The following is a 13,265-nucleotide window of genomic DNA, read 5'->3' on the forward strand; positions in this document are numbered from 1 at the left end:
CAGGTTGGCCCGTCGACTCCGAACGCGTGGCATGGCTGAGAGAAAATCCATACGGCCCCGAAATGCCACGCTGAGCCGGCTTCTTGCGTCCTTTGCAGCCTTGTCAGCGATCATGGTTGCGGGGCATGTCGCGCTCAACGACACGTTTTCCACGCTTCGCGAAAAAACCTACGATCTATACCAGGCCTCGGCGCCAATTCCTCTCGATTTCTCCCAGGTCGCTGTGGTGACAATTGACGAGGCGAGCCTGCGCGCTTACGGGCGATGGCCGTGGCCGCGCCGGCAGGTGGCGGAAGTGGTCGATGCGATCACGCAGAGCGGTGTCGCGGCGGTCGGTCTCGACCTCTTCTTCTCGGAACCGCAGGGCGGGCCGGATGGCGACGCCAGCGACGCGGCGCTGGCCGAGGCGCTGCTGCGCGCACCGTCGGTGCTTGCCATGTCGCTCGACCCGAATGCCGGGCCGCTCGACATCAAGAGCAAGGCGGGGTGGACGGTGGTCGGGCTCGATCCGAATGCGGCGGCTGCGGTGCAGGGCGGTATCGCGCCGCTGCCGGCATTCGCCGACGCATCGGCCGGTCTCGGCATCGTGCGCACGCTTCCCGGGCGCGACGGCGTGATCCGCCACGTGCCGCTGGTCTGGGCGGAGACGCGTGACGGTACCGATGTGCGGCTGTGGCCGACGCTTGCCCTGGACCTGCTGCGGGTCGCGCAGGGCGAGGCGAGCTACACGCTGCGGCTGGAGGGCGTGGCGACCGACGCGGTGCGCGCGGGCGGGGCAACCGTGCCGCTCGGCGAGGACGGACGCATTCGCATCGTCGATACGACAGTGCCCGTGCCGCATGTCTCGGCGAAGGACCTGCTCGAAAACGGCCCGTCGGACGCGCTTGCCGGACGGGTCGTGGTGCTTGCGGTCGATGTCGCCGGCGTCGACCAATATCACCTGACCGCGCGCGGCGGGCACCGGCTTGGCGCCGACATTCATGCCCTGCTGCTGGCGCAGATGCTGAACGGCCGCTACCTGTTCGAGGCGCCGCATGCCCGCTGGATCGAGCGTGGCCTGTTCGTGGGCGGGGCGCTGGCGCTGCTGATCATCCTGACCGCCTTTTCGCGGCGGCCGTTCCTCGCCGTTTTGTTTTCCGGCCCTGTCATCCTTGCGCCGGTGGCCGTCGGGGCGGTCGCTTACGCTTCGCGCGACCTGCTGCTGGACGGTGTCCAGCCGGCGGCCGGATTGCTGATCATGGGCGCGGCGGGCGGATATATGCTCTATCGCGAGGCCGAGCGGCGGCGCGGCGTGCTGCAGAAACAGTTCTCGCAGTTCCTGTCGCCGGAAGTTGTCAAGCGCCTTGCCGAGACCGACACGGCCGCGGCCCTGAAGGTCGAGGACCGCGAGATCACGGCGATGCTCGTCGACATGCGCGGCTTCACGGCGATGTCCGGCCAGCTCGGCGCGGAAAAGGCGGTCACCGTGGTGAACCACTTCCTCGCGATCGCCAGCCGCGAGATCTTCGCGCGGGAAGGCACCGTGGACAAGTTCATGGGCGATGCGGTGCTGGCCTTCTGGAACGCGCCGCTGGAGGTGTCCGACCATGCCGACCGGGCGATCGATTGCGCGCAGGCGATCATCGCGTCCGTCGCGGCCTCCAACCCGCAACTCGAGGCGCAGGGCCTGCCGGCGATCGAATGCGTTGCGGCGATCGAGTCCGGCGTCTGCTCCGTCGGCAATATGGGGACCGAACAGCGTGTCGACTACACGGCGATCGGCCCGACCATCAACACGACCTCCCGGCTGGAGGGCGAGACCAAGAAAATGGGCCAGAAGATGCTGATCGGCCCGACGGCGGCGGGGCTTTCGAAACGCGGGCTCACGGCGCTGGGCGAGGTGGAGCTGCGCGGCGTGGAAGGTCCGGTCACGGTCTACGGCCCGACCGCCGGAGCCGCCTGACCGCTCACGCCTGCCGCACAAGGGCCTGGCGGGCGGTCCGTTTCATGGATTCGACATAGTCTTCCTGCGTCCAGCTGCACTGGCGAACGAGCTGTTCCCAGTTGCGCACCGACAGAAGCGTCCACAGCAGGTCCGTCGCGCGTTTGCCCGGATGGTCCGGTGACAGAACGCCGTCGCGTTCGAGCGCCCTGACGGCGACCTCGCAACCTTCGCGCACGGCCTGCATGCGGCTTTCCCAGGCGTGGCGGGCTTCCGCGTCGGTCTCCTGCATGGCCATTAGCGCCCTTCCGACACCGTAGATCTCGGGGATGTAGTTTCCCCAGGCCTCGATGAACGCGTCGAGGCGTTCGACGCCGCCGGTTGCGGCGCGGCTCGCGGCGAGACGGGCGTCGACATTCTTGACCGCGTCGACATGCAGGGTCGTCGCGACCAGCAGTTCGGCCCTCTTTGGAAAATGGAGATACAGCGCCTGGCGGCTGATGCCGGCGGCGCGGGCGATATCCGACATGCGGACCTCGCCGCCAGTGCCGGATTCCAGAAGTTTCCAGGCGGAATCGAGGATGCGGGTTCTCGTATCGGGTTTTTCACTTGACATGGTGTCAAGGTAACTCTAATTGACGCCATGTCAACTTGACGCGGTGTCAAGTTGTGAAAAACCTGGAAAGGACCGGATCATGAAAGTCATCGTCTTCGGCGCCACCGGCACAATCGGAAGGCTCGCCGTCGAAACCATGTTGAAGGAGGGGCACGAAGTCACGGCCTTTGCTCGTCGGCCGGGATCGCTTGGTATCGACGATCCGAAACTGGGATTGTTCGCGGGCAACGCGCTGGATCCGGCCTCGGTATCGGATGCGGTGCGCGGTCACGATGCGGTGGTGATTACGCTGGGCGCCGGAATGTCGCGCAAAAGCGTGATCCGTTCGCAGGGCACGATGAACGTCATCGAGGCGATGCATGCGCATGGCGTGCGCCGGCTGATCTGCCAGTCGAGGCTGGGCGCGCATGAGAGCTGGAGCAACCTGAACTTCTTCTGGCAACGGATCATGTTCGGCCTGCTGCTGCGGCCGGTCTTCCTCGATCACGAACTGCAGGAAAAGCTGGTGCGTGCCAGCGGGCTCGACTGGACCATCGTGCGCCCGAGCGCTTTCGCGGACGGTCCGGCGCGAGGCGGTTTCCGGGAGAATTTCGGCCCGGAGCTGCGCACGCTGAAACTGACGATCCCGCGCGCCGATATCGCTGCCTTCCTCACCCGGCAGCTTTGCGACGCGACCTATATGCGCCGCGCCGTCGGCATCTCCAACTTACATCAATCACCGGAAAGGACAGAACAATGGTCGATCAAATCTTTCCCTGGGTGCTCGCGGCGGCGTCCGTCGCCACGGGGCTCGTCGCGGGCGTCTTCCTGACGTTTTCGGACTTCGTGATGCGTTCGCTTGTCGCTTCGGCACCGGTGGCCGGCATGGAGGCGATGCAGGAGATCAACCGCAAGGTCTACCGCTCGGTTTTCATGGTGCTGCTGCTCGGCATGGTGCCGGCCTCGCTCGCCATCGCGGCTTATGGCGCGGTTTCGGCCACCGGCGCGGCGGGTGCGTGGCTGGTCGCCGGTGCGGCGCTTTACATTATCGGCGTTTTCGCAGTGACCGCGGCCGGCAATGTGCCGATGAACAAGCGGCTCGACGCGCTGGAACTGACGGAGAGTGCGGGGTTTGGATACTGGGCCCATTACGGGCAGAGATGGACGGCTCTGAACCATTTGCGCACCGCAGGGTCTGCAGGCGCCGCGATCTGCTACCTCGTTGGAGCGATGCTGCTTGCAGGCAATGCCGCATGATCCATGCCTCATCGACGATGAAAAGGGCGCCTCGTCGGTTTCGAATGGGCGCCTTGTTTCGTTGAATGGGCGCTAGGTCGGTCGCCGAATTCCCGCTACGCTCATCAGCCAACCAAGGAGTTCCATGATGACCATAGAAAACGGCCGTTGCCTGTGCGGAATGGTTTCTTATGCCGTCTCAACCGAACCGATGCGGGTGACCTTTTGTCATTGTCGGTTCTGCCAGCGGGGCACGGGCGGCGCCTATCTCGTGGAACCGATCTTCGACAAGGACGCATTCACGGTGACTGCCGGAAAGCCGAGGACCTATGATCATCGTTCCGAGGGCAGCGGCAAGATAGTCCATATCCATTTCTGCGAGAATTGCGGGACGAAGCTCTTCATGACATTCGAGCGATTTCCTGCTGTCGCCGGCGTGTTTGGCGGCACATTCGACAATCCGAACTGGTTCGAGCGCTCACCCGAAAATGCCAAGCACATATTCCTCGACGTGGCGCAGGTCGGCACCGTCATACCGGCGGGATTCAACACATTCGGCGAACACGCGGCGACCAATGACGGATCACCGATCGCGCCATTGGTCTTCGAATGCCATCACGTGATCGGCGAGGCGTGACCGCGCGCTAGCGCAGATAGAGCGTCGAGCCCTCGACCTTCGAAATCTTCGGCCGGTAGTTTTCCGGATCATACATCGACGCGACATTGACCCGGTGTTCGCCCTGCGTGGAGATGTTGGCGGGCTGGGTGGTGTAGTGGCCATCCCGGATGGACATCATCAGGCCGGTGCGGCCTTCCTCGATCAGGTGGACGGCCATGGTGCCGAAATTCTTGGCGACGGTCAGGTCAACGGCGTCCGGCGGGCCGGAGCGCAGCAGATAACCGAGATTCTGGATCATCATGTCGGTGCCGGTCAGATCCTTGAGGCTGACGCCGATATGTTCGCCGATGCCGCCGAGCTTCTTGTGGCCATAGGCGTCGGCCTCGCCCTTCTCGATGATACGGCCGCCGCTCTCCATCGCGCCTTCGGAGACGATACAGACCGTGTAATTGGAAGGGTTGGCGGCGCGGTCGCGGCTCAGCAATTCGGCCAGCCGCTCCATCTCGAACGGAACCTCGGCGATGAGCGTGCGATCCGCGTCGGAGAGGTAACCGGCGCCGAGCGCCGACATGCCGCAATTGCGGCCGAACATCTCGACGATCAGGAAACGCTCATGGCTTCCCGCCGTGGTGCGCAGATTGGCGATCATCTCGACGGAGCGGGTGACACAGGTGGAAAAGCCGATGCAGTAGTCGGTGCCGAAGACATCATTGTCCATGGTCTTCGGGATGCACATGGTCGGCGCGCCGCGCTCGTGCAGTTCGGCGGCGTAGGACAGCGTGTCGTCGCCGCCGATCGCGATCAGGACGTCGATCTTCAGCGCATCGATGACCGACAGGACATGATCGGTCGCGTCGACATAGCCTTCATCGGCATGCGGGGCGGTCTTCTTCACGTGGCCGGGCAGATCGGCGGCCTTCATGCGCGACGGGCGGGTGCGCGACGAATGCAGGATCGTGCCGCCCGAGCGGTTGATCGACCGCACGAAATCCGGCGTCAGTTCCTGGCGGTGGGCGGCGGTGGCTTCGAGATCGAGCGGATCGGTCTCAACGGGACCGGCCCAGCCGCAGCGAAAGCCGGTGACTGTCCAGCCGCGCGCGAACGCCTCGTTCACCACGGCCTTGATGGCGGAGTTCAAGCCCGGAACGTCTCCGCCGCCGGTCAGGATACCCAGATGCATGTCGACCTCCTCGTTTCATGACCGCAATGTTAGAGCAAGTCAGGTCGTCTTTAAATCGATTTGTTTCGCCTTTTTCAAACCGCTCTTGCGTTCGAGGTCAAAATCAGGGCACGATGGATTTTTGTGCAGTGCGACACCAGGGTTTGCGGGACGGATGATCGCTGTCAATTCGCAGTTGCGGGCGCGGTTGGTGTCGCTCGTCAAGGAAATCTATCCGGACGAGGATGCCGCGCATCTGGCGCGGAGGATCATCGAGGCCTTCTGGCCCGACGGTCGCGGGCCGCGTCAACGCGTCCGTCCGCCGGGCAACACGTTGTGGTCCCAGAAGGACTCCGTGGTCATCACCTATGGCAACACGGTGATCGACGGCCAGCACAAGCCGCTCGACCTGCTGCACGACTTCCTTCGCCGCTATCTCGCCGACGCGATTACCGGCGTGCATATCCTGCCGTTCTTTCCCTTCACCTCGGATGACGGCTTCGCGGTTACCGATTACGAGCAGGTGAACTCTGCGCTCGGCGACTGGGCCGATGTGAACCGCATCGGCGAGCATTTCCGGCTGATGTCGGATCTTGTGCTCAACCACATGTCGGCGCAGTCGAAATGGTTCAACGAATATCTGCAGGGCCACGAGCCCTATGACCGCTATTTCTTCGAGGCCTCGCCTGAGGACGATCTCCGCAGCGTGGTGCGTCCGCGCGCCCACGACCTGCTGCGCGAGGTCGAAACGCCGAACGGCAAGCGCCATGTCTGGTGCACCTTCTCCTATGACCAGATCGACCTGAACTACGCCAATCCGGACGTGCTGGTGGACATGATCCGGATCATGCGCCTGCATGTGGCCAATGGCGTGCGCATCGTCCGGCTCGATGCTGTCGCATTCGTCTGGAAGGAAATCGGCACGAGTTGCATCCACCTGCCGCAGACCCATGCCATCGTGCGGCTGATGCGGCTGTTGTGCGACTATGCCGAGGAACGCATCGTGCTCCTGACGGAGACGAATGTGCCGAACGCGGAGAACCTCTCCTATTTCGGCAACCGCAACGAGGCGCATGCGATTTACAATTTCTCGCTGCCGCCCTTGATGCTGCATGCGCTGCTGAACGGCACCTCGCGCTATCTCAACACCTGGCAGATGGCGATGCCGCCGGCGCAGCTTGGCTGTGCCTATCTGAACTTCAGCGCCTCGCATGACGGGATCGGCATGCGGCCGGCCGAGGGCCTTCTTTCCGAGGACGAGATCGACAGCGTGATCGCCACGGTGCAGCGTTTCGGCGGTCTGGTCTCGATGCGCGCCATGCCCGACGGGACGCGCCGGGCCTACGAACTCAACATCGCCTATTACGAGGCGATGAAGGGAACGGTGGACGGGCCCGACGAATGGCAGTTCGAACGCTTCATCGCCAGCCAGACCATCATGATGGGACTGGAAGGCATTCCGGCATTCTATGTGCATTCGCTGCTGGGCACCGGCAACGACCACGAGGGCGTGGAAAAGACCGGGCACAACCGGGCGATCAACAGGAAGCGCTGGGATTACGAGGAACTGCGCGGTCTGCTGGACGATCCGGAAACGACACATGCGCGCGTGCTGGCGGAACTGAAGCGCCGGATTATCCTGCGGGCGGGCCAGACGGCGTTCCACCCGAACGCGACGCAGTTCACGCTGCAATTCGGTGACAAGCTGTTCGGCTTCTGGCGCCAGAGCCTCGACCGCGACCAGTCGATCTTCGCGATCCACAATGTCACCAACGAGGAAATCTCCATCCCGGCGGTGTCGATCAACCTGATCACCGGCATGGCATGGAAGGATTTGCTGTCGGGCGAGGCGATCGACCCGGCGCGCGGCGACATCATCTTCGCGCCCTATCAGTGCCGGTGGATCTCGAACCGGGGATAGGCCTCAGGCGAGAACCGCGAAAGCCTCCCAAGGCGCGAGATGCATCGTGCCCGCGACCCGGTCGCGTGGCGTGTGGTTGAAAACGACACATTCTCCCGAAGTCTCGAGGTCCTGCGGCACAGGAAACTCCGTCGGTTCGCCGGAGAAATTGCAGACGACGACAAGCCGCGTGTCATCGAGACGCCGCTCGAAGACGAACAATCGAGGATCGTCTTCCAGCTAGGGAGTGTAGTCGCCCAGAGATATGACCTTGTGGCTCCGCCGAAGAGCGATCAGCGTGCGGTAGTGGGCCAGAACGGATTTCTTGTCGCCGGTCTGCGCCTCGACATTGATCGTCGCGTGGTTCGTGTTCACCTCGATCCACGGAACACCGGCCGTGAAGCCGGCGTTTTTTCCTGCGGTCCATTGCATCGGCGTGCGGGCGTTGTCGCGGCCATTTGCGGCGGCGCCGGCCAGAAAGGCCTTCGGGTCTCCGCCATCCGCAACCGTTTCCTCGTAGTGATTCAGCGTTTCGACATCGCGATACTGGTCGATCGCGGTGAAGCCGGCATTCGTCATGCCGATTTCCTCGCCCTGATAGACATAGGGTGTCCCGCGCATCAGGTGGTTGACCGTGGCAAGCGCCGTGGCCGACTCGCGCCAGTGGTCCGTGACGTCGCCGTAGCGCGATACGGCGCGGGGCAGGTCGTGGTTCGAGATGAACAGCGAGTTCCAGCCATCGGATGCGAGTGCGCGCTGCCAATCGTTCAGGGCCTTCTTGAAGAGCACGAGATCGAAGAGTTTAGGATCCCATTTGCCCGCGTCGCCCCAGAAGCAGGTCACATGCTGGAACTGGAAGACCATGGACAATTCTTTGCTGGAGCGGCCTGAAAAGAGGACACCCATTTCAGGTGTCGCTTCCCAGGTTTCTCCGACGGCGAGCACGTTGCGGCCCGCCAGCGTCTCCCGGTGCATTTCCTTCAGATAGTCGTGCAGGCGCGGGCCGTTGTTGAGGATCTGCCGGTTGGGTTCCTTGCCGATCAGGTCGATCACGTCCATCCGAAAGCCGGCGATGCCGCGGTCGAGCCACCAGTTCATCATGGCGTATATCTCGGCTCGCAGGTCCGGATTTTCCCAGTTGAGATCCGGCTGGCCCGGCGCGAACAGATGCAGATAGTACTGGCCGGTCACCTCGTCCAACGCCCAGGCGGACCCTCCGAAATAGGAGCGCAGCGTGTTGGGCGGGCCGCCGTCGGGGGCGGGGTCGCGCCAGATATAGTAGTCGCGTTTCGGGTTTTCGCGGGAGGACCGCGCCTCGGCAAACCACGCGTGGTCGCTGGAGGTGTGATTGACCACGAGATCCATGACGATGCCGATATGGCGCTCCGCGGCCTCGGCGATCAGCCTGTCTATGTCGGCCAGCGTGCCGAATTCCGGCGCTATGTCGCGATAGTCGGCGATGTCATAGCCATTGTCCTCCATCGGCGATGTGTAGACCGGGGACAGCCAGATCGCGCCGATGCCGAGATCCGCGAGATAATCGAGTTTCGAGATGATGCCCGGGATGTCGCCGATACCGTCTGCGTTCGAGTCGCAGAAGCTGCGCGGATAGATCTGATAGATGGCGGATGACTTCCACCATTGCAGATCGTCGCGGTAGGGTTTGCGTGTCATGAGGGTCCTTTGGCGGCGCCAGAGATGAAACGCGTCGGTCTGTAACTGCGTCGGCGGCCTCAGCCGAATTCCGCGTCGTCCGCCTTCACGGCCTCGACGAGGTCGCGCATCAGGTCGGGGTCGGCGGCCTGGACGCGGCTCCAGTTGGGAATGAAGGGCGTTTCCATCGGATTGTCGAGGAAGGTCTGGCCGGCCTCGACGATGTTGGAGGCAAAGAGCTCGACGGCACGTTCCTCCGAATGGCGGTCGATGTGGAGGCCGTTCATGCGGGCGTCGTTGTAATAGGCCTCGATCATGTCCAGTGCCTCGCGGTAATAGGTCGCCTTGATGGTGCGGAAAGTCTCCTGGCTGAAGATCGTGCCGTCGGTGGCGAGCTTGCGGTACAGCGCCTTGCAGATGTCGATCGACATGCGCGACAGGCCCTTTTGCGGGTCTTCCTGCGACAGCGGCTGGTGCTTGTGATCATAGGCGTCGGCGATCTCGACCTGGCAGACGAGGCGGGTCGACAGATTGCGCCAGACTTCGGACAGGACGCCGATCTCCAGCCCCCAGTCGGACGGAATGCGGATATCCGGCAGGATCGCGGTGCGCATGGCGAATTCGCCGGCAAGAGGGTAGCGGAAGGCGGCGAGATAGGTCAGGTAGTCGCGGTGCCCGACCGTCTTGGCCAGCGACAGCAGGAGCGGGGTGACGAGCAGCCGGTTGACCCGGCCGTTCATCTTGCCGCCCGCATAGCGCGCGTAGAATCCCTTGCAGAAGAGGTAGGAGAAGGCCGGGTTGGCGACCGGATAGATCAGCCGTGCCAGCATCTCGCGCGAATAGGTGACGATGTCGCAGTCGTGCAGCGCCACAACGTCGGAATCGCGACGCGCGAGCGTGTAGCCGATACAGTACCAGACATTGCGCCCCTTGCCGGGTTCCTCCGGCGAAAGGCCGGCTTCCTTGAGCCGCGTGTCGATCGCCTTGAGGCGCGGGCCGTCGTTCCAGAGGATTGAATGCGGCTGCGGAAGGACCGAGAAGAATTCGCGGGCGTGGCGGTATTCCGCCTCGTTGGCGCGGTCGAGGCCGATGACGATGTTGGAGATGAAGCGCGCGCCGGAAAGTTCCTTGACGATATTGGCAAGCGCCGGGCCTTCCAGTTCGGAAAACAGGGATGGCAGGATCAGCGTGATCTTGCGGTGTGCCGACAGGACCTCCAGTTCGCGTTCCAGCGTGCCGGTATTGTCGGCGCGAAGATTGTGAAGCGTGGCCACGTGGCCGTTCTGGTGAAAGTCCGCCATGTCGTTATCGCGCTCCGCTGGCTGTCCGCATCTCATCAATTATCCGCAGAACGGATTCGTTCCAACCGGTCGGACCGGATTTTGCGGTGCGGCGAATTCGTCCTTCGGCCTCGCCCGACAGCGCGGGAAGCGCCGCGCCGTGCGGATTTGTCACGATCACGCCGATATCCGCCGTTTCGAGCATTTCGATGTCGTTCGGCGCATCGCCCAGCGCGATCATGCGCGGGAGGTCACCGTCCGACGCGTAGCGGCCCGCGATCTCGCGCATGCGCGCGGCCTTGGTGGCGCCGAAGGAGAGGGTGAGGTAGCGGCCGCCCTGACGCGCCGTGATGCCGCTTTTTTCAAGTTCGGCCTCGAACCGGGCGCGCCCGGCCTCGGTGCCCGTCCACAGGCCGGGTTCGGAGAAGCGCCGTGCGGCGGCTTTCTTGGCGGCATCGGGCGCGAGCCCCGTCCGCGCGGCCACGTCTTCGACGGACCAGTCGGAAAAGCCGGTATAGTCGCCGCGCAGATCGGCGGGCAGGCCGTCGAGCGCGGTGCGCAGCCGGCGATGGACAGTGTCGTCGTCCGGCGTTCCATCCTGTCCTTCGGGTTCGAGGATGCCGGCGCCGTTTTCGACGATCGCGGGGCAATGCGCGAAGCCCATCTCTGCGCGCAGATCCGCGATTTCGGCAGCGGTCTTCGAGCTGGCGAGGACAAGCGGGATGCCGAGCTTTGCGAGTTCGCCGAGCGCGGGGCGGGCGGGATCGAAGGAATAGGTCTCGTGGTCGAGCAGCGTGCCGTCGAGATCGGAAAAGACGATAAGGTGCGGGGCGGAGTGGGCAGGCATGCGCCGTGAACCGGTCATGCTTCTTGTTACCGTGCCGCCGATTGTCGGGAAAGCGCTTATTCGCGAAACGCGGACGAAAGGGAACCGTCAGGCCTCTCGCCGTGTTATGCGTGGCGTGTGGACCGCATGGCGGTGACCGACGCAAGGCCGGACCATCCGGGTCCGGTGACAGGAGAACGATCTTGAAAATCCATAGTTGCCCTGTCTGCGGGGAATTGATCGCCTTCGAAAGCCTCTTTTGCGGCTGTGGAGCGGCGGTCGCCTTCGATCCCGACGCCGACCTCTTCATTCCGCTGTCGGCGGGATGCGCCAACAGGGACAAGATCTCGTGCAATTGGGCGGTTTCCTCCGACGGCGCGCTTTGCCGGTCCTGCGAGATGACGACGGTGATCCCGGACACGTTCCATGGCGAGAACAGCGCTTTGTGGGCCGAAAGCGAACATGCGAAGCGCTGGGCGCTCGCCAATCTCGCGCGCTGGGGCTGGTTCACGTCGTCGGATGAGGGCCCGAGACCGGAGTTTCACCTTCTTTCGGAAAGCACCACGCACGGCAGCGTTCCCGTCACGATGGGACATGCGGATGGCGTGGTGACCATCAATGTCGCGGAGGCCGACGAAGTCGAGCGCTCGCAAAGGCGCTCCGATCTCGGCGAAAGGCTGCGCACGATGATCGGCCATTACCGCCACGAACTCGGTCATTTCTTCTTCTTCAAGCGGCTCGCCCCGCAATATGGCTTCACCGAGCGGTTCCGAATGCTGTTCGGCGACGAAACGATGGACTATTCGGAGGCGCTCGAGCGGCATTATCGCGATGGGCCGCCGTCGGACTGGAACCAGAACCATGTCAGCCCCTATGCGTCGAGCCATCCGCACGAGGACTGGGCCGAGACCTTTGCGCATCTGCTGCATCTGACCGACATTACCGACAGTTTCGCGGCTGCGGGCCTCTCGAACCGGGACGTCACGGGCCCGGATTACGACGCCTATGAGGAGGCCGATTCCGAGCGGCTGATCACGATCGGCGCGGGGCTTGGCATAGCGCTCAATCACGTCAATCGCTCGATAGGTCTCCAGGATATCTATCCCTTCGTTCTCACGCCGGTCATCCGCGAGAAACTGGCCTTCGTCCACCGCTGGATGCGGGGCAACGCGGCCTAGGATTGCCGTCCGCGGCAGAGCGATGAGGCGTTGCGCGTCCGGTCAGTCCGCTTCCTTGTCCGGGGCGGTCTCCGGCTCGCGCGGGTTGAAGGCGATGAAAAGTCCGTGGAACGCCAAGGCCGAGATGGCGAGAAACAGAACGCCCCAGAAGGTCTGGCCGGTCATCAGTTCGACAACGGCCCAGAGCGCCGGGGCGACGACTACCGCGATCCTGATCCAGAGCGGCTTGAAAAACGGGTCGTTGAAATCAAAAAACTTCAGAATGCTCTTTCTCCTTGCGGACGGCGAATGTGTCCCGGAGGGACGTCACTCAACCATAATGGTCTTCGGCGATCCTTGAAACCGGCGTTTGGTTCCGTGGCGGCAAATCGCTGCCCAAAGCTTGGCAGTATCGGGATCGGCCGCTTTTTCGAAGAATTTCGTGGACTTGGGCAAGGAACATGGCCGTAATGACTTGCCGAACCGGCCGACTCACCTAATCTGGCCGTCCGAAATTCATTGAGGAGAAATGCATGCCCCACAAGTTCAAGATCGTGGAACGCAAAGGGGGCCAGTTCGGCGTCCAGTTCCTGTACAACTCCGAAATCATGGTCTGGTCGGAGAGCTACAAGTCGAAGTCGAGCGCCCAGAACTGCATCGACTCGATGAAGAAGAACACGCCGGGCGCACCGATCGTCGACCTGACGAAAGAGGAGGAAGGCTCCGGCTATCGTTGGGAGATCGCCGGCTCGAAGGACGGGCAGTTCTACAACCGCTTTGTCGCGTCGAATGGTGAAACGATGGTGCGGTCGGAGACCTATACCGACAAGCGCAACGCGATCGGCTGCGCGGAAAGCGTCTCGAAGAACAGCCCGGACGCGGCTGTCGAAGACGAGAGCTGATCGGAACCGTTTGCGGC

General features: G+C 63.3%; 15 protein-coding genes. 7 read left to right on the top strand and 8 right to left on the bottom strand.

Annotated elements, in window-relative coordinates:
- Positions 1-31 precede the first annotated feature (31 nt).
- Positions 32-1,942, top strand: coding sequence for a CHASE2 domain-containing protein (locus tag ACQK2M_RS08665; protein WP_425417455.1), 1,911 nt, complete (start codon positions 32-34; stop codon positions 1,940-1,942).
- Positions 1,943-1,946: 4 nt separating this feature from the next.
- Here ACQK2M_RS08665 and ACQK2M_RS08670 read toward each other — a convergent pair whose 3' ends face one another.
- Positions 1,947-2,537, bottom strand: coding sequence for a TetR/AcrR family transcriptional regulator (locus ACQK2M_RS08670; protein WP_425417456.1), 591 nt, complete (start codon positions 2,535-2,537; stop codon positions 1,947-1,949).
- Positions 2,538-2,616: 79 nt separating this feature from the next.
- Here ACQK2M_RS08670 and ACQK2M_RS08675 point away from each other — a divergent pair, with 79 nt between their 5' ends.
- The 3 genes from ACQK2M_RS08675 (at position 2,617) to ACQK2M_RS08685 (ending at position 4,389) form a co-directional block, all read left to right on the top strand.
- Positions 2,617-3,348: an NAD(P)-dependent oxidoreductase gene (locus tag ACQK2M_RS08675; protein ID WP_425417457.1), complete on the top strand. Its 732-nt coding sequence runs from the start codon at positions 2,617-2,619 to the stop codon at positions 3,346-3,348.
- A complete protein-coding gene (locus ACQK2M_RS08680) occupies positions 3,273-3,773 on the top strand; it encodes a DUF1772 domain-containing protein (RefSeq protein ID WP_425417458.1) in 501 nt (166 codons plus the stop codon). The genes ACQK2M_RS08675 and ACQK2M_RS08680 overlap by 76 nt, the downstream gene beginning before the upstream one ends.
- A 127-nt stretch (positions 3,774-3,900) precedes the next feature.
- Positions 3,901-4,389, top strand: coding sequence for a GFA family protein (locus ACQK2M_RS08685; RefSeq protein WP_425417459.1), 489 nt, complete (start codon positions 3,901-3,903; stop codon positions 4,387-4,389).
- Positions 4,390-4,396: 7 nt separating this feature from the next.
- Here ACQK2M_RS08685 and ACQK2M_RS08690 read toward each other — a convergent pair whose 3' ends face one another.
- A complete protein-coding gene (locus tag ACQK2M_RS08690; RefSeq protein ID WP_425417460.1) occupies positions 4,397-5,551 on the bottom strand; it encodes a 6-phosphofructokinase in 1,155 nt (384 codons plus the stop codon).
- A 39-nt stretch (positions 5,552-5,590) separates the two neighbouring features.
- Positions 5,591-5,755, bottom strand: coding sequence for a hypothetical protein (locus tag ACQK2M_RS08695; protein ID WP_425417461.1), 165 nt, complete (start codon positions 5,753-5,755; stop codon positions 5,591-5,593).
- Between ACQK2M_RS08695 and ACQK2M_RS08700 the strand changes: the two genes are divergently transcribed.
- On the top strand, positions 5,742-7,451 hold the full coding sequence (locus ACQK2M_RS08700; protein WP_425417462.1) for a sugar phosphorylase: 1,710 nt from the start codon (positions 5,742-5,744) through the stop codon (positions 7,449-7,451). The two genes, ACQK2M_RS08695 and ACQK2M_RS08700, sit on opposite strands and share 14 nt — an antisense overlap.
- 3 nt (positions 7,452-7,454) lie before the next feature.
- On the opposite strand, the gene ACQK2M_RS08705 is transcribed toward ACQK2M_RS08700, so the two are convergent.
- From ACQK2M_RS08705 to ACQK2M_RS08720, 4 genes are read right to left on the bottom strand one after another with little or no spacing between them, the layout of a single operon-like run.
- Entirely contained in the window at positions 7,455-7,652 is a 198-nt protein-coding gene (locus ACQK2M_RS08705) for an alpha-glucosidase C-terminal domain-containing protein (protein WP_425417463.1), read from the bottom strand.
- Between the two features lie 18 nt (positions 7,653-7,670).
- Entirely contained in the window at positions 7,671-9,104 is a 1,434-nt protein-coding gene (locus ACQK2M_RS08710) for an alpha-glucosidase (RefSeq protein ID WP_425417464.1), read from the bottom strand.
- 59 nt (positions 9,105-9,163) lie between these two features.
- Positions 9,164-10,384 (bottom strand): glycosyl transferase, encoded by a 1,221-nt coding sequence (locus tag ACQK2M_RS08715; protein ID WP_425417465.1) that lies wholly within the window; start codon positions 10,382-10,384, stop codon positions 9,164-9,166.
- Between the two features lie 4 nt (positions 10,385-10,388).
- Positions 10,389-11,228: an HAD-IIB family hydrolase gene (locus tag ACQK2M_RS08720; RefSeq protein ID WP_425417466.1), complete on the bottom strand. Its 840-nt coding sequence runs from the start codon at positions 11,226-11,228 to the stop codon at positions 10,389-10,391.
- Positions 11,229-11,392: 164 nt separating this feature from the next.
- On the opposite strand from ACQK2M_RS08720, the gene ACQK2M_RS08725 reads away from it, so the two are divergent.
- Positions 11,393-12,367 carry a zinc-binding metallopeptidase family protein gene (locus ACQK2M_RS08725; protein WP_425417467.1) on the top strand — a complete coding sequence of 325 codons (975 nt, stop codon included), beginning with the start codon at positions 11,393-11,395 and terminating at the stop codon, positions 12,365-12,367.
- A 42-nt stretch (positions 12,368-12,409) separates the two neighbouring features.
- Here the strand turns inward: ACQK2M_RS08725 and ACQK2M_RS08730 are convergent, their stop codons facing one another.
- A complete protein-coding gene (locus ACQK2M_RS08730) occupies positions 12,410-12,532 on the bottom strand; it encodes a hypothetical protein (RefSeq protein WP_425417468.1) in 123 nt (40 codons plus the stop codon).
- Between the two features lie 347 nt (positions 12,533-12,879).
- On the opposite strand from ACQK2M_RS08730, the gene ACQK2M_RS08735 reads away from it, so the two are divergent.
- Complete coding sequence (locus ACQK2M_RS08735; RefSeq protein WP_425417469.1) at positions 12,880-13,248, top strand: YegP family protein; 369 nt, start codon at positions 12,880-12,882, stop codon at positions 13,246-13,248.
- Positions 13,249-13,265: the final 17 nt, after the last annotated feature.

It is taken from the genome of Oricola indica, from assembly GCF_965227485.1.
Classification (GTDB): domain Bacteria; phylum Pseudomonadota; class Alphaproteobacteria; order Rhizobiales; family Rhizobiaceae; genus Oricola; species Oricola indica.